This window comes from Methylobacterium sp. GXS13, from assembly GCF_001455965.1.
Lineage (GTDB): Bacteria > Pseudomonadota > Alphaproteobacteria > Rhizobiales > Beijerinckiaceae > Methylobacterium.
Genome location: NZ_LKKO01000001.1, coordinates 251931 through 271633, shown reverse-complemented (window position 1 = coordinate 271633; position 19703 = coordinate 251931). Strand labels below are relative to the sequence as shown.

The 19703-nt window shown below is 68.1% G+C and carries 23 protein-coding genes; 11 read left to right on the top strand and 12 right to left on the bottom strand.

All coding sequences use genetic code 11. The annotated features are described in order from the left end of the window. Window positions 1-38 precede the first annotated feature (38 nt). The 5 genes from AO398_RS01430 to AO398_RS01410 all read left to right on the top strand — a co-directional run bounded on the left by AO398_RS01430 (window position 39) and on the right by AO398_RS01410 (window position 3401). Entirely contained in the window at window positions 39-611 is a 573-nt protein-coding gene (locus AO398_RS01430) for a YbhB/YbcL family Raf kinase inhibitor-like protein (RefSeq protein WP_058190216.1), read from the top strand. A gap of 140 nt (window positions 612-751) precedes the next feature. Next, complete coding sequence (locus tag AO398_RS01425; RefSeq protein WP_058190215.1) at window positions 752-1369, top strand: PAS domain-containing protein; 618 nt, start codon at window positions 752-754, stop codon at window positions 1367-1369. 166 nt (window positions 1370-1535) lie between these two features. Next, on the top strand, window positions 1536-1661 hold the full coding sequence (gene ykgO / locus AO398_RS01420) for a type B 50S ribosomal protein L36 (protein ID WP_003601867.1): 126 nt from the start codon (window positions 1536-1538) through the stop codon (window positions 1659-1661). A 130-nt stretch (window positions 1662-1791) separates the two neighbouring features. Further along, window positions 1792-2394 carry a tetratricopeptide repeat protein gene (locus AO398_RS01415; RefSeq protein ID WP_058190213.1) on the top strand — a complete coding sequence of 201 codons (603 nt, stop codon included), beginning with the start codon at window positions 1792-1794 and terminating at the stop codon, window positions 2392-2394. Continuing rightward, a complete protein-coding gene (locus AO398_RS01410) occupies window positions 2391-3401 on the top strand; it encodes an alpha/beta hydrolase (protein ID WP_058190212.1) in 1011 nt (336 codons plus the stop codon). Before AO398_RS01415 ends, AO398_RS01410 begins: the two co-directional genes overlap by 4 nt. Before the next feature lie 59 nt (window positions 3402-3460). Here AO398_RS01410 and pyk read toward each other — a convergent pair whose 3' ends face one another. The 3 genes from pyk to AO398_RS01395 form a co-directional block, all read right to left on the bottom strand. After that, the gene (gene pyk / locus AO398_RS01405; protein ID WP_058190210.1) at window positions 3461-4897 is read right to left on the bottom strand and encodes a pyruvate kinase; all 1437 of its coding nucleotides are present in this window, start codon (window positions 4895-4897) and stop codon (window positions 3461-3463) included. A gap of 117 nt (window positions 4898-5014) precedes the next feature. Further along, complete coding sequence (locus AO398_RS01400) at window positions 5015-5425, bottom strand: DUF1036 domain-containing protein (RefSeq protein ID WP_082643109.1); 411 nt, start codon at window positions 5423-5425, stop codon at window positions 5015-5017. A gap of 46 nt (window positions 5426-5471) precedes the next feature. Next, entirely contained in the window at window positions 5472-6791 is a 1320-nt protein-coding gene (locus AO398_RS01395) for a glycerate kinase (RefSeq protein WP_058190206.1), read from the bottom strand. 193 nt (window positions 6792-6984) lie between these two features. Here AO398_RS01395 and AO398_RS01390 point away from each other — a divergent pair, with 193 nt between their 5' ends. From AO398_RS01390 to AO398_RS01380, 3 genes are all read left to right on the top strand, one after another. Next, a complete protein-coding gene (locus AO398_RS01390) occupies window positions 6985-7749 on the top strand; it encodes an N-formylglutamate amidohydrolase (protein ID WP_058190204.1) in 765 nt (254 codons plus the stop codon). 62 nt (window positions 7750-7811) lie between these two features. Continuing rightward, window positions 7812-8120 carry a DUF1244 domain-containing protein gene (locus AO398_RS01385; protein ID WP_058190203.1) on the top strand — a complete coding sequence of 103 codons (309 nt, stop codon included), beginning with the start codon at window positions 7812-7814 and terminating at the stop codon, window positions 8118-8120. 116 nt (window positions 8121-8236) lie between these two features. Beyond that, the gene (locus AO398_RS01380) at window positions 8237-8518 is read left to right on the top strand and encodes a DUF2312 domain-containing protein (RefSeq protein ID WP_187193696.1); all 282 of its coding nucleotides are present in this window, start codon (window positions 8237-8239) and stop codon (window positions 8516-8518) included. A 117-nt stretch (window positions 8519-8635) separates the two neighbouring features. Here the strand turns inward: AO398_RS01380 and AO398_RS01375 are convergent, their stop codons facing one another. Both AO398_RS01375 and AO398_RS01370 read right to left on the bottom strand, forming a co-directional pair. After that, window positions 8636-10462 carry a nucleotide pyrophosphatase/phosphodiesterase family protein gene (locus AO398_RS01375; protein WP_058190201.1) on the bottom strand — a complete coding sequence of 609 codons (1827 nt, stop codon included), beginning with the start codon at window positions 10460-10462 and terminating at the stop codon, window positions 8636-8638. A gap of 430 nt (window positions 10463-10892) precedes the next feature. Then, a complete protein-coding gene (locus AO398_RS01370) occupies window positions 10893-11933 on the bottom strand; it encodes an aspartate-semialdehyde dehydrogenase (RefSeq protein WP_058190200.1) in 1041 nt (346 codons plus the stop codon). A gap of 317 nt (window positions 11934-12250) precedes the next feature. Here AO398_RS01370 and AO398_RS01365 point away from each other — a divergent pair, with 317 nt between their 5' ends. Both AO398_RS01365 and AO398_RS01360 read left to right on the top strand, forming a co-directional pair. Continuing rightward, complete coding sequence (locus AO398_RS01365; RefSeq protein ID WP_244498627.1) at window positions 12251-13066, top strand: hypothetical protein; 816 nt, start codon at window positions 12251-12253, stop codon at window positions 13064-13066. Between the two features lie 136 nt (window positions 13067-13202). Beyond that, window positions 13203-13625 (top strand): hypothetical protein, encoded by a 423-nt coding sequence (locus AO398_RS01360; RefSeq protein ID WP_058190199.1) that lies wholly within the window; start codon window positions 13203-13205, stop codon window positions 13623-13625. A 250-nt stretch (window positions 13626-13875) separates the two neighbouring features. Here AO398_RS01360 and AO398_RS01355 read toward each other — a convergent pair whose 3' ends face one another. The 7 genes from AO398_RS01355 to ruvA all read right to left on the bottom strand — a co-directional run bounded on the left by AO398_RS01355 (window position 13876) and on the right by ruvA (window position 18861). Further along, window positions 13876-14844, bottom strand: a complete 969-nt coding sequence (locus AO398_RS01355; protein WP_058190198.1) for a hypothetical protein — start codon at window positions 14842-14844, stop codon at window positions 13876-13878. A 123-nt stretch (window positions 14845-14967) separates the two neighbouring features. Beyond that, window positions 14968-15612: an alpha-ketoglutarate-dependent dioxygenase AlkB gene (locus AO398_RS01350; protein WP_058190197.1), complete on the bottom strand. Its 645-nt coding sequence runs from the start codon at window positions 15610-15612 to the stop codon at window positions 14968-14970. Continuing rightward, complete coding sequence (locus AO398_RS01345; RefSeq protein ID WP_058190196.1) at window positions 15613-16251, bottom strand: 2,3-bisphosphoglycerate-dependent phosphoglycerate mutase; 639 nt, start codon at window positions 16249-16251, stop codon at window positions 15613-15615. 26 nt (window positions 16252-16277) lie between these two features. Next, window positions 16278-17075: a 4-hydroxy-tetrahydrodipicolinate reductase gene (gene dapB / locus AO398_RS01340; protein ID WP_058190195.1), complete on the bottom strand. Its 798-nt coding sequence runs from the start codon at window positions 17073-17075 to the stop codon at window positions 16278-16280. Window positions 17076-17223: 148 nt separating this feature from the next. Continuing rightward, window positions 17224-17721: a bacterioferritin gene (bfr, locus tag AO398_RS01335; protein WP_058190194.1), complete on the bottom strand. Its 498-nt coding sequence runs from the start codon at window positions 17719-17721 to the stop codon at window positions 17224-17226. A 44-nt stretch (window positions 17722-17765) separates the two neighbouring features. Beyond that, window positions 17766-18038, bottom strand: coding sequence for a (2Fe-2S)-binding protein (locus tag AO398_RS29240; RefSeq protein ID WP_082643079.1), 273 nt, complete (start codon window positions 18036-18038; stop codon window positions 17766-17768). A gap of 205 nt (window positions 18039-18243) precedes the next feature. Beyond that, complete coding sequence (ruvA, locus tag AO398_RS01330) at window positions 18244-18861, bottom strand: Holliday junction branch migration protein RuvA (RefSeq protein WP_058190193.1); 618 nt, start codon at window positions 18859-18861, stop codon at window positions 18244-18246. A gap of 153 nt (window positions 18862-19014) precedes the next feature. On the opposite strand from ruvA, the gene AO398_RS01325 reads away from it, so the two are divergent. Further along, on the top strand, window positions 19015-19635 hold the full coding sequence (locus tag AO398_RS01325) for a YceI family protein (RefSeq protein WP_058190192.1): 621 nt from the start codon (window positions 19015-19017) through the stop codon (window positions 19633-19635). Window positions 19636-19703: the final 68 nt, after the last annotated feature.

Below are 19703 nucleotides of genomic sequence, written 5' to 3'. Positions count from 1 at the left end.
CGCCGTTCGCGGTTGAGACCGCAGCGGAGACCCAGAGCATGCTCGAGAAGATTCCAAGTGCGGTCGGCGAGGCCCTGTCCGGCCTCAAGGCCGGGATGGAGAAGACCGCCTATCACGCGGCGTTCGCCGACATCCCGGAGACAGTGACCTTGACGAGTCCGGCCTTCGCGGACGGGACGGAGATCCCCGCCCGCTTCACCGCGGACGGGCCAGGGACCTCCCCGCCCCTCGCCTGGAGCGATCTGCCGGCCGGGACCGCTGCCCTGGTCCTGCTGGTCGAGGATGCCGGCAGCCCGACGCCGCAGCCGCTCGTTCATCTCATCGTCTGGCATCTGCAGCCCGCCACTGCCGGCCTCGCAGAAGGAACGCTGCCGGGGCCTGGCCGGTCGGCGGACGGGACAAGCCTCGGCAAGAACAGCTTCCTCAAGTCCGAATGGCTCCCGCCCGATCCGCCGAGCGGCCACGGCAGCCACGCTTATCTCTTCCAGCTCTACGCGCTGGGGCGCGTCCTCGATCTGCCCGAGGATCCCGGCCGCGGCGCCCTTCTCGACGCCATGCGTGGAACTGTGATCGGCAAGGGTAAGCTCATCGGCACCTACGCACGGGCCTGAGCGAAAAGCCTTTCGGCCCATGGGGATGGAACCGGGGCCGGAAGCCGTTTGCGTTGTGCGCGATCGCGCTTCGCGGTAACGTGTCGACCAGATACCGCCTCTGCGGACGATGACATCATTCAGTTTCGGAGGCAGGATCTGTGGGCGTCAGCGCGCAGCAGAAGCGGCAGGACACGCAAATCGTTGCCAGGGCGCTCGCTGCCACGAATGTCGGGACCTGGGAGTGGCGAATCGCCGACGACGTCGTGCGTTGCGACTCCGTCGCCGCGACGATGCTCGGCATCCCGCGAACGGCGACAGGGCATGACACGAGCTACGCGCTGTTCTTCGCGCGGATCCATCCGGACGACCAGCCGCGTATCGGGTCGATCGTGAGAAACCTCCAGCGCAACGGCGGCCTCTACGTCGCCCAGTACCGCACTGTGCTGGCGCCGGACGACGTGCGCTGGGTGCTGGCGCGGGGCCGCTTCGTCATCGGTCCGGACGGGACCGTCAGCGAGGCCCGCGGCATCATCATCGACGTGACCGAGAGCAGCCGGGACGGTTACATCGACGAGGCCACCTTCTGCGCGATCGACGGCCAGAAGGGTGGGATCGACCGGGTGGCCGAACTGGCGCTGGCACTGTTCACGACGGCCGAAGGCCTGTCGGGCGTCGACTTCGAGCGCTTGAAGCCGCTGATGGACGCGCTGCTGCACGAGATCGGGCGGCAACTCGTCGTCACAGCGGCGGTGCCGCATGTCGACAGCGTGCATTGAGGCATCGCGCCTGCGACGCCTTGCCTTGCGGTGGCGAATCCTGATATGGCGGCGCCATCCCGCGATGCGTGTGCCGTGATCGCTGGACGCGATCGTCGCGTCCCGCCTCGTGACCACGTTCCCGATCCCCCTTGAATGGACGGCCCCATCTGGGCTCGAGAAACCGATGAAGATCCGTAACTCCCTCAAGTCCCTGCGCGGCCGTCACCGCGACAACCAGCTCGTGCGCCGCAAGGGCCGGGTCTACGTGATCAACAAGACCCAGAAGCGCTTTAAGGCCCGCCAGGGCTGAGATCTGCGGCTCAGCTTCGGCTGAGCTCGACATTGCGAAAGCAGCCGCACCCGTCCGGGTCGCGGCTGCTTTCGCGTGCGCGGCACCGCGGCACGTTGACGAGGCGCGCACCCGCGCACACTCTGGCGCGATGATGCCGACCCGCCTTTTCGCCGCCCTGATCTGCCTCCCGGTCTTCGTGTCGGCCGCCGCGGCAGCTCCGGATGCGGGCCGGTCCGGTCGTCCGGCGCCCGAGGCGAAGCCGGCACCGAAGCCCGTGAGCCTCGACGACCTGTTCGCGCGCCTGCGCGCCAGCGACGATCCGGCCGAGGCGAAGGGCATCGCCAAGCTGATCGAGCGCCGCCTCGACACCTCCGGCAGTCCGACCGCAGACCTGCTCACCGACCGCGCCCGACAGGCCATCGCGGCCCACGACTTCCCCCTAGCCGCCGAACTGATGGATCGTGTCACCGCCCTGGAGCCGAACTGGCCCGAAGGCTGGAACCGGCGCGCCACGGTGTTCTGGCTCCTGACCGACAAGGACGACGCCATCGCCGATCTGCGACGCGCCCTGGTTCTGGAGCCGCGCCATTTCGAGGCTTGGGCCGCCATGGGGCGGATCTACGAATCCCTCGACGACAAGGCCCGGGCGCTGGCGGCCTTCCGCCGGGCCAAGGCGCTCTATCCGACGATGGAGAAGATCGGCGAGGCAGTCGACCGCCTGGCGCCTGAGGTCGACGGCCGCGACCTGTGAGCCGCGTGGCCGGCCTCCTCCTCACACTTCTCGCTCTCCCGGTCGCGATCCTGGGTCTGGTTCTGGCGCTCGGCGCGGTGGCGAGCCTCATCATCACACTGCGGGTCGGTGCCGAGAATCCGCCGGCCGGTCCTTTCGTCGATGTCGCTGGCGGGCACCTGGCGACGATCCAGGCCGGGCCGGCCGACGGTCCCCCGGTGATCCTGCTGCATGGAGCCTCGGCCAACGCCTCCGATCCGATGGAGGGCTTCGGGCGCCGCCTGGCCGAGAAGGGCTTTCGCGTCATCGCCTTCGACCGGCCGGGATTCGGCTGGAGCGACCGCATCGACGGACGTTCAGCCGCCGCGCCGGCCGCCCAGGCGCAGATCGTCGCGGAAGCGCTGGAGACGCTGGGTGTCGGTCCGGCGTTGGTGTTCGGCCATTCCTGGGCCGGAGCGCTCGCCCTGGCACTAGCTCTCGATCATCCTGAGCGGGTGTCGGGGCTGGTCCTCGCGGCCCCCGTCGCCATGCCGATGCCGGCGCGGATGCTGGTGCTGCCCTGGTACTGGCGTCTGGCGCTGAAACCACCCGTGGCTTGGCTGCTGAGCCGCACCATCGGTCCGCCGCTCGCCCAATATTATCTGCCGGAAACGGCGAAGCGGGTCTTCCTGCCTCAGCAGGAGACTCCGGGTTACGCGGAGGCGGTCCGCGCCGCTCTCGTGCTGCGGCCCGGAACCCTCCTTGCTAATGTGCAGGATCTCGTCGGGCTACCGGCCGCCCTGGCAGCGCAGAGCCCGCGCTACGGCGATCTCCGCGTCCCGACCCTGGTGATTTCCGGCGAGGCCGATCCGATCGTCCGCAGCGAGACCCAGGCGATCCCGCTGGCCAAGGCGATTCCCGGCGCGCGGCTCGTTCTGCTGCCCGGGATCGGTCACATGCTCCATTTCGTGGCGGCCGAGCGCCTGACCGAGGAGATCGCCCGGTTCGCTGGTGAGCGGCGCGAGGCGGCGCCGCTCTTCAAGGATTAGTCCTTCATCCGAACGATGAGTTCCGGCTTTCGGACCACGACGATGCAAACTGCCGGACCTCACGCCTTCTCGGCGTGCTCCCGGGTGATGAAGGTCAGCCGCACGAGGTTCGTCGCGCCCGGCGTCCCGAAGGGCAGGCCGGCCACAACAATCACCCGGTCGCCCACCGCGGCGAATTTCTCGCGCACGGCGAATTTGGCGGCGCGGAACGACATGTCGTCCACGTCGCTGGCATCCTTGGTCACGATCGGGTGCGTCCCCCAGGCGAGCGCCAAGCGGCGGGCGGTCTCGCGCCGGGGCGTCAGGGCGATCACCGTGGCGTTCGGGCGCTCGCGCGACAGGCGCAAGGCGGTCGAGCCGGAATTGGTCCAGGCCATGATCGCGTCGAGGTTCAGGGCGTCGACCATCTGGTGGGCGGCCGCCGCAATGGCGTCGGCGGCGGTCTCGTCCGGGGTCGCGCTCTGCGCCCGGATGATCGACCAGTAGACCGCGTCGCGCTCCACCTGCTCGGCGATGCGGTTCATCGTCTCCACGGCCCCGACTGGGAATGCGCCCGAAGCGCTCTCGGCCGAGAGCATCACCGCATCCGCGCCCTCGTAGACCGCGGTCGCCACGTCTGAGACCTCGGCGCGGGTCGGGACCGGCGCCGTGATCATCGATTCGAGCATCTGGGTCGCGACCACCACGGGCTTGCCGAACCGGCGCGCGCTGCGGGTGATCCGCTTCTGCACGCCGGGCACCTGCTCCAGCGGCATCTCCACGCCGAGATCGCCGCGGGCGACCATCAGGCCGTCCGAGATCTCGATGATCTCGTCGAGACGGGTCAGGGCCTGCGGCTTCTCGATCTTGGCCATGACCAGGGCGCGGCCGGCGCAGACCTTCTTGACCTCGGCCACGTCCTCGGGACGCTGCACGAAGGAGACGGCAATCCAGTCGGCCCCGGCATTCAGGCCGGCATCGAGGTCGGCTCGGTCCTTCTCGGTCATCGCCGGGACCGGGATCACCGTGTGGGGCAGCGACACGCCCTTGCGGTTCGAGATCTTGCCGCCGACCTCGACGCGGGTGACCGCCCGGTTCTCCGAGGTTTCGAGAACGGTCAGCCGCAGCTTGCCGTCGTCCAGCAGGATCGCGTGGCCGGCTTCGAGGGCCTCCAAGATCTCCGGATGCGGCAGGTGGCAGCGGAGGGCATCGCCGGGGGTCGGGTCGCCGTCGAGCACGAAGGTCGCGCCGGTCTCGATCATCACGGCGCCTTCCGCGAAGGTGCCGAGCCGGAGCTTCGGTCCCTGCAGATCGACCAGAATGCCGATCGGGTGCTTGGCCTCGCGCTCGATCGCCCGGATCACCTCGACCTTCTCGGGCAGTTTTTCGCGGGGGAGATGGCTCATGTTGAGCCGGAACACGTCCACGCCCGCCCGGAACAGGCGTTCGATCATCTCCGGCGAATCCGAAGCCGGGCCGAGGGTGGCGACGATCTTGGTGCGGCGCGAGCGTTTCAAGCGTGATCCTCCGGGTGTTCCGCCGCGTCCGCGCGAGTTCGTCCTCGGCGGCGTCGGTTTGTTGGGTGCGGGTGTAGGCATCCGGCACGGGGCAGCGTCAAGGGCGCCCCGGCACCGTCACGGCTTGGCCGGCGCGTCCGCCCGGTTGGGGTCGGTGAGCTGGATGGTCCAGCTCTTCTGCTCGCCGGTATCGACCTCGAAAAAGCCGTTCCGGTCGTAGCCGCGGGCGAGGCAATCCTCGACGCCGCGGATCGTGAACTCGGAATCGCGGGTGCACATCAGCGAGCGCCCGCTCCACTCGCCGCCGCGCGTGTAGTCGACCGCGAAGACGTAATAGAACCGTGCCGCCAGCGCGCCCTTGAGCAGGGTCTCGCAGGCCTTCGGGGCCAGATCCCACCAGCCCTCCGTGACCCAGCCCTGCGGGTCCCGGTAGCCCAGCGAGATACCGACCTTGCTGGCAGTCTGGTTGCACAGGCGCAGGTCGGCCTTGGCGGGGCCTGTGCCGAGCAGTGCGACACCGATCCCCAGGGCCACCGACAGCGCGAGCGGAGCCGCGGCTCCGCTCCCAAAAAAACTACCCGACGAGGATGATACGGCAATCGTTGACATTGGTACGGGTCGGACCGGGGTTCACGAGGTCGCCGAGGGCCGCGAAGAACGCGGTCGAGTCGTTCTGCGCCAGCATCGCGGCGGGGTCGAGGCCGGCGGCGCGGGCGCGTTCCAGGGTGGTCGGGTCGACCAGGCCGCCGGCCGGGTCGGTGGCGAGGCCGCGGCCGCCATCGGTGCCGTCGGTGTCGGCGCTGATCCCGAAGATGCCGGGCTCGCCGTCGAGCGCCACGGCAAGCGCCAGGGCGTATTCCTGGTTCGGGCCGCCATGGCCCTCGCCCCGGATCGTCACGGTGAGTTCGCCCCCCGAGATCAAAGCCACGCGCTGGCCGGCGGCCTTGTAGCGCTTGGCCTCGCTGGCATGCACGGCGGCGACCTCCCGAGCCTCGCCTTCGAGGTCGGCGCCCAGCATGATCGGCTCGTAGCCCGCTTCCCGGGCGGCTGCAGCGGCGGCTTCCAGGGCGTCGATCGGCCGGGCGATGATGCGGTACTCGGCCCGGGCGAAGGCGGGGTCGCCGGCCTTCGGGGTCTCGTTGTTCGGGTCGTTCAGCAGACGGATCGCCGTCTCCGGCAGCGGGATGCCCCGGCGCTCGCAGATCGCGCGGGCATCCGCCAGGGTCGAGGGATCGGGCACGGTCGGGCCCGAGGCGATCACCGCCGGATCGTCGAACGGCACGTCGGAGATCGCGAGCGTCAGGATCCGCCGGGCGTTGCGGGCGGCCATGGCGAGCCGGCCGCCCTTGATCCGGGAGATGTGCTTGCGCACCGTGTTGATCTCGCCGATCGGCGCGCCGGAGCGCAGCATCGCCCGGGTGATCGCCTGCTTCTCGGCAAGCGTCAGGTCCCCGGCCGGGGCGATCCAGTTGGCCGAGCCGCCGCCGGACAGGAGCACCAGCACCTCGTCGTCCGGGCCGGCCTCGGTGGCCAGCCGCAGGGCCTCCTGGGTGGCGGCGATGCCGGCCTCGTCCGGCACCGGGTGGCCGGCCTCGACCATGTGGATACCTGGCGCGTCCTGGCCGTAGCCATGGCGCGCCACCGCGAGGCCGACGATCCGGTCGTCGCCGAGCCCGTGCTGCTGGCGATAGAACCGGCTCGCCACGGCGCTCATGCTCCCTGCCGCCTTGCCGGCCGCCAGGATGATCAGGCGCCCCGGGCTCGGCGCCGGCAGGTGCGCGGGCAGACACAGGTCCGGATGGGCGGCGCGGATGCCGGCAGTCAGCAGGGTCTCGAGGAGCGCGCGCTGCTTGAGGATGACGGGATCGGCGATGGGCGGGACGGTCTCGGGCATGGCGTCGGACGGGCTCCTCACTACAGTTTCTTGCGTGCGATCCCCGCCCATGCGTTGTGGGCGGCGGGCCCGTTTCTTGCCGTGAGCGCACGTTGTTTGGTAGGCATCTGGCCTCACCCGATGATCTGCCCGAGCCGCCGCCCCACGGCAAGCGCGATCGGCGCCGTCCCACAGATCCAACCCTCGGAGCCCCGTGACCCGTCCGGAGACAGAAGCGCGCGCCCCGGCCCCGCACCCGTGCGAGATCATCCCGGGTGATCCGGCCTGCGGCCTCGTCCTCGCCTGCGACCACGCCTCGAATTTCGTGCCCCCCGACATCGAACTCGGCGTGCCGGAGGCCGAGTTCCGCCGGCACATCGCCTACGATATCGGCGCCGCGGCCGTGACCCGCGGGCTCGCGGCCCGGCTGAACGTGCCGGCGATCCTGACGAATTTCTCCCGCCTGATCATCGACCCGAACCGCGGTCGATCCGATCCGACCCTTGTGATGCGCCTCTCCGACGGCGCCGTGGTGCCCGGCAACGCGCGGATCGACGAGGCCGGCAAGCAGGCCCGGATCGCGCGCTTCTACGCGCCGTTCGACGCCGCGATCGACGAAGCGGTCGCGGCCGCCCAGGCCGCCGGCCGCCCCCCCGCGATCCTGACCATGCACAGCTTCACACCCTATTGGCGCGGCATCGCTCGGCCCTGGCAGGTCGGCATCCTGTACGATCGGGATGCGCGCTTTGCCCGCCCGTTGATCGAATCCCTGGAGGCCGATCCGGCCGGGCTCACGGTCGGCGACAACCAGCCCTATGGTGGCGGCCTGCCGGGTGACACGATCGATCGCCACGCCACCGCCCGCGGCCTGCCCAACGCCCTGGTTGAGATCCGCCAGGATCTCATCGCCGGCGAGGCCGGCCAGGAGGAATGGGCCGAGCGCTTCGCCCGAATCCTGCGCCCGCTGATCGCGGCTTGATCGGCATGCGTCCGATCCCAAGATCCGGGCGGCCTGACCTCAACCGAAAAGCGATTCCGACGATGCCCGAGATCGACCCGCAGACCCAGACCGAACTCGAAGCCGCGGTGTTTCGCCGGCTCGTGTCGCATCTGCGCAATCGCACCGACGTGCAGAATATCGACCTGATGAACCTGGCGGGCTTCTGCCGGAACTGCCTGTCGAACTGGCTCAAGGATGCCGCCGACGAGACCGGCGTGCCGCTCACCAAGGACGAGAGCCGCGAGGCGGTCTACGGGATGCCCTACAGTGAGTGGAAGGCGAAGCATCAGAGCGAGGCGAGCCCGGAGCAACAGGCGGGATTCACCGCGGCGCAAGGCAAGGATCACTGAGGCGGCGACCCGGCGGGCGAGAATCGGCTAAGCTTCCGGTAAGTTCGGACCCTTAACCAACGGTCCAGGGCGCAACCGCGCCGCGCATCCCGGAGAGCCCCATGAACGCCCATTCGATGCCCACTGCTGCGGCCCAGCGGCCCGGGGGCGACGTCTCGTCTTCCGAAGGCGTGGCCGCCGACGAGCTGAAGCAGTTCATCGAGCGCCTGGAGCGCCTCGAAGAGGAGAAGGCCGGCATCATGGGCGACATCAAGGAGGTGTTCGCCGAATTGAAGGGCCGCGGCTTCGACGCGAAGGCAGTGCGCACGATCATCCGGATCCGCAAGCAGGATCACAGCGAGCGCCAGGAGCAGGAGGCGATCCTCGAGCTCTACATGCAGGCCCTCGGCATGGCGTAGGGCTTAGGCTGCCGAGCCGGCACGAGGTTCGGAGGCCGGAGCCAGATCGGAATCGAACAGGGCCGTACCCCACCAGGTACGGCCCTTCGCCTATTGGGTGGGTGCTTCGATCGGCGGTCAGTGCCCGCCCGCGGCGTGGGCCCCCTCGACCAAGCCCAGCGTCCGGCCTGGATATCCGGCGGCGTCGAAATACCGGGTCTCGCCGACCGTCTGGTAGTTCAGCACCGTCACGATGCCGGCCGCGTCCGGCTCCGAGCGGCGGATATGCTTCTGCGCCGTGGGCCGCGCGCCGTTGACCATCGCCTCCGTCAGGCCCCGGCCGACCAGTTTGCCCTTGCTGGGAATGTCGAGATCGAGGATCCGGGCGATGGTCTTGCCAAGATCGGCATTGCTCGCCGGGATGTCGCTCTCCAGGCCGCCCCGGAAGCTCGGGCCGACAGCGCCCATGACGTTGCGGGTGTCGGAGCGCCCGAAGCTGCCGTGCATGCCCTGGCCTTGCTGCAGGGTGGTGTCCGACACCTCGACGCCGCAAGTGGTGGGATCGGCGCAGCCCGTGGAGAAGCTGCGGAAGTTCACCACGATCGCCGGCATCGGGGTCAGGGCCGACCCGTCGAGGGCGATGGACGAGAGCGGCAGGGTGCCGGGGATCGCGCCGAGCGCGTCGCTGACGAACAGGCCGCTGACGTAATCCTGGCGGGACAGCGCCTCGACCACCTTCCGGGCCAGTGCCTTATCGCTGTTCGGCACATAGACGAGGTCCGAGCCGCCATTGGCCGCAACCACTACGTCGGGCTTGACCGGATCGGAGCCGATCAGGCCGTTGGCCCGGCTCGGGAAGGCCCCCGTCTCGATCTTGGCGCCCTTCGCGTCCGGATCGAACAGGGTCAGGCCGAGGTCGTGCGCAAGATCGATGGCGAGGAAGCCCGGCGGCAGCTGCCTGGCCGGCACACCCTTGTAGGATTGTGACGCGGCGAAGCTCGTGGCGCTCTCCTTCGAGATCGTGGAGAAGCCGTGATCGGAGGTGAGCACGATGTCCGTCGTCTCGGCTAGGCCCTGCTCGCGCAAGGCGGCCTGAAGGGCAGCGAGGTTGTCGTCGGCGTTGCGAATGGCGGCGAGGCTCGTCGGCCCGTTGATGCCGGGCACGAGACGCCCGAGACTGTCACCTTGGTTGTGCTGCGTCCCGTCAGGATCGCGCGACCAGAACACCAGCACGAACGGCTTCTGCCGGGCCTTGAACAGCGGCAGCACGGCCTTGGTGGCGACGGTGGCGAAATAGGCCTGTTGCTCGACATTGGCCACGACCGTGCCGGCGGTCTCGGCGGTGCCGGCCTGGCCGTTGGCGCCGCGGGTCGGTGCCTGGTCCGGCAGGCCGACCTCCTTCAAACGGGCGCGGAACGCGTCGCCCAGCGGCATCCCGCCCGCCCGGCCGGTGCTGTCGTCGATATGGATGTTGTACTGGCCCGAGCGTTCGGTGTGATCGAAGACCAGGGACGGCCCGAGCTTGCCGATGCTGGCGGTGGAGAAGCCCTTGGCCCGGGCGTCCTTCAGGATCGTCTCCTCATTGAGGTAGTTGCCGGCGAAATGCTCGTCGACGTCCCCGAGCACCGGGTCGCTCTCGAGGAACGGCGTCAGGCTGTCGCCGGCACCCGGGACCGGGAAGGCGGTGTAGATCGTGTTCCCGAACTGGCCGGTATCGCCGAGCATATGGCCAGTCGCCATGGCGGTGGCGTTCGGCATGGTGAAGGTCGGGAACATCGAGTGCGTGTTGGTGAAGCGCACACCGGTCTTCATCAGCCGGTCCATGGTCGGCGCGTTCTGCGGGTTCACCATCCCGGCCCGGAGGCCATCAGCCACGAACAGGATGACGTTGTGGGGCCGCGTCTCGGCACGGTCGGCGCTGGAGCCGCACAATCCGACGAGGCAGGCAACGATGACGCGACGCATCACGAATCTCCGACCGATCCGGGCAGCGGCGTGGCCGGCGAAGATTACAGTGCTGTGACAGGAGGGAACCGGGCGGTGCCAAAAGGCCAGCGTGTTCGCATCAGGTTGCAAAGCGCAGGACTGTTTGTCGAACCGATCAGCACCTTAAAAAATGCCCCGCACACAGGCGATCGGTCGGCTTCTGCTCATTCGCAGACCATCGGACCACCGGAGACACCCTCGCATGTCTTTCCAGCCGCGCCGGCACTGCGAGCGCAGCGAAGCAAGCCAGGGAAACGCCACATCGGGAGGTCGCGCGCTGCACTGGGTCGCTTCACAGTGCTTGCAATGACGGTAATCGCTGTTCCGCACGCCTCGATCAGCGACCGTGAAAAACGAAAGCGGCCGCGATCTTCCGATCGCGGCCGTCTCGCATCTTTATGCCGCCGTCTTACGCAGCCTTTGGCTTGGCCCGGGTCAGCAGCTTCCGGTTCACCAGCACCTCGGCGATCTGCACCGTGTTGAGGGCGGCCCCCTTGCGCAGGTTGTCCGACACGCACCAGAAGTTCAGGCCGTTCTCGATGGTCGCGTCCTCGCGGATCCGCGAGATGTAGGTGGCATCCTCGCCCGCTGCCTCGTGCGGAGTGATGTAGCCGCCGTTCTCACGCTTATCGACCACCAGCACGCCCGGCGCCGAGCGCAGGATCTCGGTGGCACGTTCCGCCGAGAGCGGGCGCTCGAACTCGACGTTCACGGCCTCCGCATGCCCGATGAAGACCGGCACGCGGACCGCGGTGGCGGTCAGCTTGATCTTCGGGTCGAGCATCTTCTTGGTCTCGGCGACCATCTTCCACTCTTCCTTCGTGTAGCCATCCTCCATGAACACGTCGATGTGGGGGATGACGTTGAAGGCGATGCGCTTGGTGAACTTGCCGCCTTCCTTGATGTCGCCGGCGGTGAACACCGCGCGGGTCTGGTTGAACAGCTCGTCCATCGCCTCCTTGCCGGCGCCGGAGACCGATTGGTAGGTCGAGACAACGACACGCTTGATCGTGGCCGCCTCGTGCAGCGGCTTGAGAGCGACGACCAGCTGGGCGGTCGAGCAATTCGGGTTGGCGATGATGTTGCGCTTGGTGAAGCCCACCACCGCGTCGGCATTCACCTCGGGCACGATCAGCGGCACGTCCGCGTCGTAACGGAACGCCGACGAGTTATCGATCACCACGCAGCCCTGCTGGCCGATCCGGGGCGACCACTCCTTCGAGGTCTCGCCGCCCGCCGACATCAGGCAGATGTCGGTGTCGGAGAAGTCGTATGTGTCGAGCGCTTTGACCTTGAGCGTCTTGTCGCCGAAGGAGACTTCCTGACCCTGGCTGCGGCGCGAGGCCAGCGCCACAACCTCGTCGGCGGGGAAGGCCCGCTCGGCCAGGATATCCAGCATCTCACGGCCCACGTTGCCCGTGGCGCCTACGATGGCGACCTTGTAACCCATCTCTCGTCTCCGCGCGGAAAACCCCGACCGATCCGGGTGCCGCGCTCATGCCAGCAAACTCGGCCGAAGGATCGTTCGCGCCGAAGGGGCGCCCGCCATACGGGCGCGGCCGCGAACCCGCATCAGGTGGGGGTGGCAGCCGACCCGAGCAAGGCGCCGAAGGGGCGAGGCTGTCAAGGCCGGAGCGGCGACCGCAAGGATCGATTCACCCTGTCGCGGGAATGCCGGGCATGACGGCCGGTTGGAGGGTGCTGCTCAACCCGATACGGTGATGATCGGCGGGCGGCCCAGGCAAGGGGCCGTCCGTACGGGACACCATGCAGATAGACGATCAGCGCAACGAGGCGCAGGGCCCATCCCACATCCCCAAAGGCGCGCGAAAGCTCTCGCTCGTCGGCCTCGGTCTACGCCTCGTCGTCGCCGCGGCGATGATCGCCGGACTTTGTCTCTATGCCCGGACGCCGCCAGCCGCGCAGCGGCAAGTGGCTGTCGATGCAGCCGCGACCCCTTTCGTGCCGTCGACGGCGGCACCCAAAGTTCCCACCGCGGCGGCACCGGCCCGGTTCGGGCTGGCCGAGCCCGGCCTGGACCCGGTCCGGGTTGCGGCGGCTCGGATCCACCCGGCGAGTAGACTACGCGAAGATGCGCTGGCACGCGGTGCTTTCGAAATCATGGAGGCTCCGGCGCTGCGGGTAACGCTGACGCGTGGCGACGACGCGGCTCCGGCACCTAGTCTGTTCATCCTGCTGGCTCGACGGGCTGCCACCGACGGCCCCGCCCTCTCGGTCATTCGAACTGGCCCGAGTGGCCGTGTGGCGACCAAGTTCGGGACTGTCGAAACCCTGGAGGTCACCCTCGGCGGTCCGGCCCAACGGACCTGCACTGGCTTCGTCAGCCGCGAAACAACGTTCCGTCTCGACGGTTGGCTCTGCGCGCCGCTCGGCCATCCACCCGAATCGCGAACGTTGGGCTGCATGATCGACGCCCTGACCCTGGACGACCCCGCGGACCCCAGCGCGACCGCCGCTTTCACGGCTCAACGTACAGAGCGCGGATGCACCGTGACCACGGTGGCGGATGCCAACGAACCGACCGGGTCGCTCGGACGCCGCAAGGCGCACACGAAAAAATGAGGCCAGAATACGGCCAATTGCCGAAGCTCGGCCATTTTCACGGAACCACAGCCCCACTCAAGCGTCGTTCTATCAAAGGCGGCGAACTGTTAAGCTTCGATCGCCATATTGATGGCACTCACAGACAAGGTTGGCCATGCGCTCGCTTAAGATCGCTCTTCTCGGCGTCATCGCCGCCACCGGCTTCGGCGTCCTGGCGTCTGCGCCTGCCCAGGCTCAGGATGGTTTCGGTCCGGGTCGCGTCTACAGCGTCAGCCGTCCGCTCCCGATCCGCGTCCGTCCGCGCAGCTGGCTCGACGCCGGCAACGTGCCCCTGACGTCGAACGTTCCGGGTGCCGGTGGCTCGCGTAACCCGGCGCTCAACCCTTACTTGATCGCTGCTTCGAACCAGCTCACCCCGCCTTATGGTCCGACCGATCGGTTCGGCCGCGGCATCCTGCCGGATCCGATCACCAATGGACCGTTCATCGGCGCTCGGTCTTCGGCGATCCGCAACGTCGACCTCTCGTTCGTCGACCGGCTGGATCCGACCTCGCCGCTGTACGGCCGCCCCTACTAAGCCGACTCGTCAGTTCCAGATTTCGGAAGCGCAGGCCTGAGGGCCTGCGCTTTTTGCTTTTCGCGCGCTGCTCGTCTGTCTTCTCATCCGGACAGGTGAGCGAAACAGGTTCGGGAAGAACGCCGCTAGCCAGCCGCCCGATCCTCGAAGGTCCCTTGCAAGCGTCCGCGTCGCATCACCGCCTCGACGTGCAGGGAGCGGTTGGAAGAGTCGGAAGGCTCGCCACGCCCCGTACGATCATCGTCCGGCGCTACTTGACCTGCACGCTGTCGACGACTTCGCGGAACTTGGCGAGCACGCCCGCACGCTGATCCTCGCGCACCACCCCGAGCGCGCGAAGGTACCCGTCCGCGTTAAACCGGATTGTCTGCGACACGACCACAGGCACGTTGGTCGGCATATCGACGGCCCGGGCTACGATCTCGTGCCAATCGACGCCGTTCGAGCGGTAGCTCTGGGCCCGCTCGATCACGAAATCCTTCATGGTCTGGTTCGAAGCCAGGGCAGCCCGGGCGAAACCGTCGCGCTGCTCCGCGGCAGGCGGCTGCTGCACCGCCTGAGCCAGAACCAGGATCGGCTGCTCCAGATTCTGCATCTGGTCCTTCGGCCCTGCGGTGAGCAGAACGGAATTGCCGGCCAAAACCCGAACCGGCCGGAACCCCGCCATGTCACCGATCCGGAACGGCAGCGCGTCGACCTGCTGCGTGAGGGTCAGGGGTGGGCGCAGGGTGACGCCGGTCACCAGCTTGCGCATCGTCTCCTCTGTCTCCGCATCCGGGAGGGCCTGGGCGATGATCAGGCCGGTCACGGTGGGGGTGCCGACGACCAGGATCCATTTGCGGATCGCGGGCCCCGTGGCGTTCGGATCGGCGGGCTGCTCGCCGGTGTAGAGCATGCCCTCGTTGTCGCCGACCTTGACCTCCTCGCGCTTCTCCACCGCGAAGCCCTGGCTGAGCAGGTTGGCGTCGGTGAAGCCGCTGACCATCTCGGCGAAGGCGTTCGGCGGCAGCTCGACCACCGACACGGTGGCGCCGCCTTCCTTGCGCTCGAAGCCGGAGAAGCGCCGCGACAGCGCCATGTCGGCGGGCGGTTCGAAGCCGAAGCGGGAGCCTGGCGGATAGATCGGATCGGCGGCATGAGCCGCGGATCCGAGCCCGGCCATCAGGACGGCCAGGGACAGAACCCGCCCGAAACGCAGCGTCAGGTTACGCACCAGCATCGGAAACCGGTTCTCCTCGAACCGAGGCCCATTCGGCCTCGCCTCGTGCGATGGGTCCGACGGCCGGCTTCCGCTGTCAAGCGCTTGTGAGATCAGGAGATCGGGAGTTCCGCTATCCGGCGCTCACACCACAGGGGCGCTGACCCGGCGCAGCGTCAGGTTGCAGCGGCCACCGACCGGCAGGAAGCATGGCAGGGGGTTCTCGGCGAGGAGGTCGTTCTCCGGGTAGAGGCGGTCGACCCCGTGATGGATCAGACGCGATGCGCCGCCGATCACCAGGGCGTCACCCGCTAGAAGTCGCACCGAGCGGGTCGGGTCGGAGCGTCGAAGGCTGCCGTAGCGGAACAGGGCTGCAGCGCCCAGCGATAGGGAGACGACCGGGGCCGAGAAGTCGGCCTCATCGCGGTCCTGATGCAGGCCCATGCGGGCATCCGGGGCGTAGAGATTGATCAGGCAGGCTTCGGGCGGCGCCGGAAAAGCGGCCAGCGCGTCCCAGGCCGCCTTGGCGGCGGGCGGGATCGCGGGCCACGGTTCACCGGTCTCGGGATGGTCCGGCTGGTAGCGGTAGCCGCTCCGGTCGGAGACCCAGCCGAGCGCACCGGCATTCGACATCCGCACCGTGAACGGCTTCCCCGTGCGGGGCATGCACGGGGTGACGGGCGGCGCGGACGCGAGCACGGCAGCAACCTCGGCGGCGAGCCGCGCGCGGGCTGCCGGATTCAGGAAGCCCGGATGGTGGATCAGTCCCGGTGCAAGTTCGGTCGCCAATCAGCGGCTCGCTTCGCCATCGCGGGCCAGGATCTCCTTCGTGGCGACCGTGGTGTCGGCTGCGAGCCGGTAGACCAGCGGCACACCGGTCTTGATCTCCAAGCCGGCGATGGTGTCCGGACCCAGGTGGTCGAGCACCATCACCAAAGAGCGCAGCGAGTTGCCGTGGGCCGCCACCAGCACACGCTGCCCGGCCATCACCCGGGGCAGGATAGTCTCGATGTAGTAGGGCAGGACGCGGGCGGCGGTGTCCTTGAGGCTCTCGCCCCCGGGCGGCCGCACGTCGTAGGAGCGGCGCCAGAGATGTACCTGTTCCTCGCCCCACCGGGCGCGGGCATCGTCCTTGTTGAGCCCGGCGAGGTCGCCATAATGGCGCTCGTTCAGCGCCTGCGACCGCACGACTTCGAGATCCGAAAGACCCATCTCCTCCAGCATCAGCGCGCAGGTGCGCTGCGCCCGGACAAGCTCGGAGGTGAAGGCGATGTCGAACCCGTAGCCCGCGTGCCTGAGGGCGCGGCCGGCCGCCCGCGCCTCGTCGCCGCCGCGCTCGGTGAGTCCGGGGTCGCGCCAACCGGTGAACAGGTTCTTGAGGTTCCACTCGCTCTGGCCATGGCGAGCGAGGACGAGCAGGCGCTCCATCGGCAGATCGTACCCTCGATGATGGTCTAAAACCCGAGCACGTCCGCCATGGAATAGAGCCCCGGCGGCTTCGGATGAGCCCACAGCGCGGCCTTCACGGCCCCAGCGGCGAACAGTCCGCGATCGGCGGCGTGATGGCTGATGGTCAGGGTCTCGCCGGCGCCGGCGAAGATCACGCTGTGATCCCCAACGACGGATCCGCCCCGGAGGGTGGCGAAACCGATATCGCCCGGCCGGCGCGCGCCGGTATGCCCGTCCCGGGTTGAGACCCGCACGTCTTTCAGGTCGACGCCGCGCCCCTCCGCAGCGGCCTCGCCGAGCAGCAGCGCGGTGCCGGACGGCGCATCGACCTTCATGCGGTGGTGCATTTCGGCGATCTCGATGTCGAACTCGTCGCCCAGCGCGTTGGCGACCCGGCGCACCAGCTCAGCCATCAGGTTGATGCCGAGCGACATGTTGCCGGAGCGCACGATGCGGGCATGGTAGGAAGCCGCCTTGAGCTTGGCGAGATCGTCCTCCGACAGGCCGGTCGTGCCGACCACGTGGACGATGCGGGCCTGGGCGGCCAGCTCGGCGAATTGCACGGTGGCGGCGGGGGCGGTGAAGTCCAGCACGCCGTCGGCGGTGGCGAAGGCCTTCAGCGGGTCATCGGTGACCGGAACGTCGAGGGGCGGAAGCCCGGCCAGCACGCCGGCATCCTGCCCGAGAACCGGCGAGCCCTCGCGCTCGATCGCTGCCGCCAGCGTGCAGCCCTCGGCTTGGGCCACCGCCCGCACCAGCATCCGCCCCATGCGCCCGTCAGCGCCGACCACCACGAGCCGCATTCACGTTGTCCTATGTCGTTCCGTCCCCGGCGAGCCTGATCGATGTCAGGCGCCGCATCAATGGGCCGGACCATCTGTTGGGGATGGTCCCGATCGCAAGCTTCCGCGTCGTCTCTCGAGGAGCCCGGCGCGGAAGCCCGCTATAAGCTTAGTCTTTCTCGGGGGCGATCGCTTCGAGGCCGCCGATATGCTTCTGTGCGTAGAGCGGCAGGCCGATCTGCTTGATCAACTCGAGCTGGGTCTCGAGGAAGTCGATATGGCCTTCCTCGTCCTCGGCGAGATCCTCGAACAGGCGCTCGGAGACACGATCATTGATCGATTCGCAGTACTTCGCTGCTTCGAGATACAGGCTACGCGCGCCATTCTCGGCGGCGAGGTCACACTCGATAATCTCTTGCACATTTTGGCCGATTCGCAGCGGCTCCAGCTCCTGCAGGTTCGGGAAGCCGTCGAGGAACAGGATCCGGTCGACGAACCGGTCGGCATGGTTCATTTCCTCGATCGATTCCTTGCGCCAGAATTTGGCAAGATCGATATATCCCCAGTCATTGAGCATCCGGAAGTGCAGCCAATACTGACTAACCGCAGTCAGCTCGCTCTTTAGGCCGCGATTCAGGTACTCGATAACCTTGGTGTCGCCCTTCATGCCCCCGTACTCCTTACAACTATTCTAGCGGGGAGGCATTGGCGTCACGCCGTGATCCCATCCCCCGCAGTTTGGAACTGAACCAAACTGCAAGCGCTGGCGCAAGTCGTGGAGCATTCATGGCTGCCCTGATCGGCCGAGGCTTCTCTCAGCGCGTCGCGCATGATTTCCCGGATGGTCCTAGCGCAGCGTCCGCATTTCGGGCTGCAGCCGAGACAGGCATAGACCTGCGCCGGCGTGCGGGGACAGCCCGGGCCGGGCGACAGGCAGCTGCGAACAGCGCCATCGGACAGGACGTTGCAAGAACAGACGATCATGCGCGCTGCAGAACCCGTCTTCCTCGAGCCCGACCCGAACCAGTCGGGCAAGGCAATTCGGACCGACCAGATTAGAACAACTGAAAACTAGAAGACTTTTCAACGTCTTACTGGTCATGGGGGAAATGGCACCCAAGCCGGCCTGGGTCAAGGCAGCGCGATTTACAGGGCCACGAGTGGCTCGTCGGCTCGTGAGCCTGTCTGCTCAGCGGGCGAGTTCGCGTAGCCCAAGTCGAATCAACACCTTGGCCTCGGCCCCTTCACCCGCACCTTTGAGCGCCGCCGCGATGGCGGAGGCGGCTTGCACCTGGGGATAGCCGAGATTGACCAGCGCCGAGATCGCGTCGGCCACCGGCTGAGGCGCGGCGCCCTCTTCCACGGCTCCGGTGAGCGCAATCAGGGCCGGGTCCACCGGCGCGAAGGCCGGCGCCTTGTCCTTCAGTTCGGCGGTGAGCCGTGCCGCGAGCCGCGGCCCGACGCCGGGCGCCCGACTGATGGTGCCCTTGTCGCCGGTGGCGATGGCGCTCGCGAGCGCGTCGGGCTCCAGCACCGAAAGGATTGCCAGTGCCACACGCGAGCCCACGCCCTGCACGGTCTGAAGCAGCCGGAACCATTCCCGCTCGGCATCGGAACGGAAGCCGTAGAGCCGGATCATGTCTTCGCGAACGTAGGTCTCGATCGACAGGTCCGCCGGCTCGCCCACCTTGGGCATGCGCTGGAGCGTCCGCGCCGAGCAATGCGCGATGTAGCCGACGCCGGAAACGTCGAGGATCACGAAATCCTCCCCGAACGAATCCACCACGCCCCTGAGCTTGCCGATCATTCTGTGCCCGTCCGCTGTCGGGGCGATGCCTATAGAAGCCCGGGCGCCTCCGCCAGACACGCTTGAGCCGGGAGACACTTCATGAAATCAGGGGGCCGCGACGGCCAGGCTTAGATGGGGATCTAAGCCGGCCGAACGAGCGGGGAAACGACCATGCGCGCGCCCATACTCGCCCTGATCGGCCTCCTGTGCCTCGGTCCCGCCTGGGCGGCGGACGATTTGCCTGCGGCGGCGGCGAGCAAGGACCCCACCCAGGTTCGGCCGGGCGCCTACGTCCTCGATCCGGATCACGGCAAGGTCACGTGGTCGGTGAGCCATCTCGGCTATTCAACCTATTACGGCCAGTTCAGCGGCTTGACCGGCAAGCTCGACCTCGACCCGAAGGCTCCGGACAAGAGTCGCCTGGAGGTCAGCGTGCCGCTCGGGGGCGTCATCACCGGCAGCGCGCGCCTGAACGAACACCTGGCGGCGCCGGATTTCTTCGACACGGCCAAGTTCCCGACCGCCACCTTCACGGCCACCGCAGTGGAGCCGACCAGCCCGACCACCGCGCGGATCACCGGCGACCTGACCCTGCGCGGGGTTACCCGGCCTCTGGCGATCGACGCCACGTTCAACCAAGCTGGCATCCACCCCGTGGATCAGCGCTACACCGTGGGCTTCGACGGGCGCGCCGTGGTGAAGCGCTCGGATTTCGGCGTGAACGCCTTCCTGCCGGCGCTGGGCGACGAGGTGTCCCTGCGCATCGAGGGCGAGTTCAAGGCAGCCCCCTAGAACCCCGTGCCAGAGCATCGGCCCGACAGCTTGGCACGATCGCAGAGGCGTTGAGATGGCGCAGGCGC

Excerpts from the sequence above, each read along its gene's own strand:
- AO398_RS01430 (WP_058190216.1), top strand. The coding sequence starts at position 39 with ATGCTCGAGAAGATTCCAAGTGCGGTCGGCGAGGCCCTGTCCGGCCTC.
- ykgO (WP_003601867.1), top strand. The coding sequence starts at position 1,536 with ATGAAGATCCGTAACTCCCTCAAGTCCCTGCGCGGCCGTCACCGCGAC.
- AO398_RS01415 (WP_058190213.1), top strand. The coding sequence starts at position 1,792 with ATGATGCCGACCCGCCTTTTCGCCGCCCTGATCTGCCTCCCGGTCTTC.
- AO398_RS01395 (WP_058190206.1), bottom strand. The coding sequence starts at position 6,791 with ATGCCCGAGACCGTCCCGCCCATCGCCGATCCCGTCATCCTCAAGCAG.
- AO398_RS01385 (WP_058190203.1), top strand. The coding sequence starts at position 7,812 with ATGCCCGAGATCGACCCGCAGACCCAGACCGAACTCGAAGCCGCGGTG.
- AO398_RS01380 (WP_187193696.1), top strand. The coding sequence starts at position 8,237 with ATGCCCACTGCTGCGGCCCAGCGGCCCGGGGGCGACGTCTCGTCTTCC.
- AO398_RS01375 (WP_058190201.1), bottom strand. The coding sequence starts at position 10,462 with ATGCGTCGCGTCATCGTTGCCTGCCTCGTCGGATTGTGCGGCTCCAGC.
- AO398_RS01370 (WP_058190200.1), bottom strand. The coding sequence starts at position 11,933 with ATGGGTTACAAGGTCGCCATCGTAGGCGCCACGGGCAACGTGGGCCGT.
- AO398_RS01365 (WP_244498627.1), top strand. The coding sequence starts at position 12,251 with ATGCAGATAGACGATCAGCGCAACGAGGCGCAGGGCCCATCCCACATC.
- AO398_RS01360 (WP_058190199.1), top strand. The coding sequence starts at position 13,203 with ATGCGCTCGCTTAAGATCGCTCTTCTCGGCGTCATCGCCGCCACCGGC.
- AO398_RS01355 (WP_058190198.1), bottom strand. The coding sequence starts at position 14,844 with ATGCTGGTGCGTAACCTGACGCTGCGTTTCGGGCGGGTTCTGTCCCTG.
- AO398_RS01345 (WP_058190196.1), bottom strand. The coding sequence starts at position 16,251 with ATGGAGCGCCTGCTCGTCCTCGCTCGCCATGGCCAGAGCGAGTGGAAC.
- dapB (WP_058190195.1), bottom strand. The coding sequence starts at position 17,075 with ATGCGGCTCGTGGTGGTCGGCGCTGACGGGCGCATGGGGCGGATGCTG.
- bfr (WP_058190194.1), bottom strand. The coding sequence starts at position 17,721 with ATGAAGGGCGACACCAAGGTTATCGAGTACCTGAATCGCGGCCTAAAG.
- AO398_RS29240 (WP_082643079.1), bottom strand. The coding sequence starts at position 18,038 with ATGATCGTCTGTTCTTGCAACGTCCTGTCCGATGGCGCTGTTCGCAGC.
- ruvA (WP_058190193.1), bottom strand. The coding sequence starts at position 18,861 with ATGATCGGCAAGCTCAGGGGCGTGGTGGATTCGTTCGGGGAGGATTTC.
- AO398_RS01325 (WP_058190192.1), top strand. The coding sequence starts at position 19,015 with ATGCGCGCGCCCATACTCGCCCTGATCGGCCTCCTGTGCCTCGGTCCC.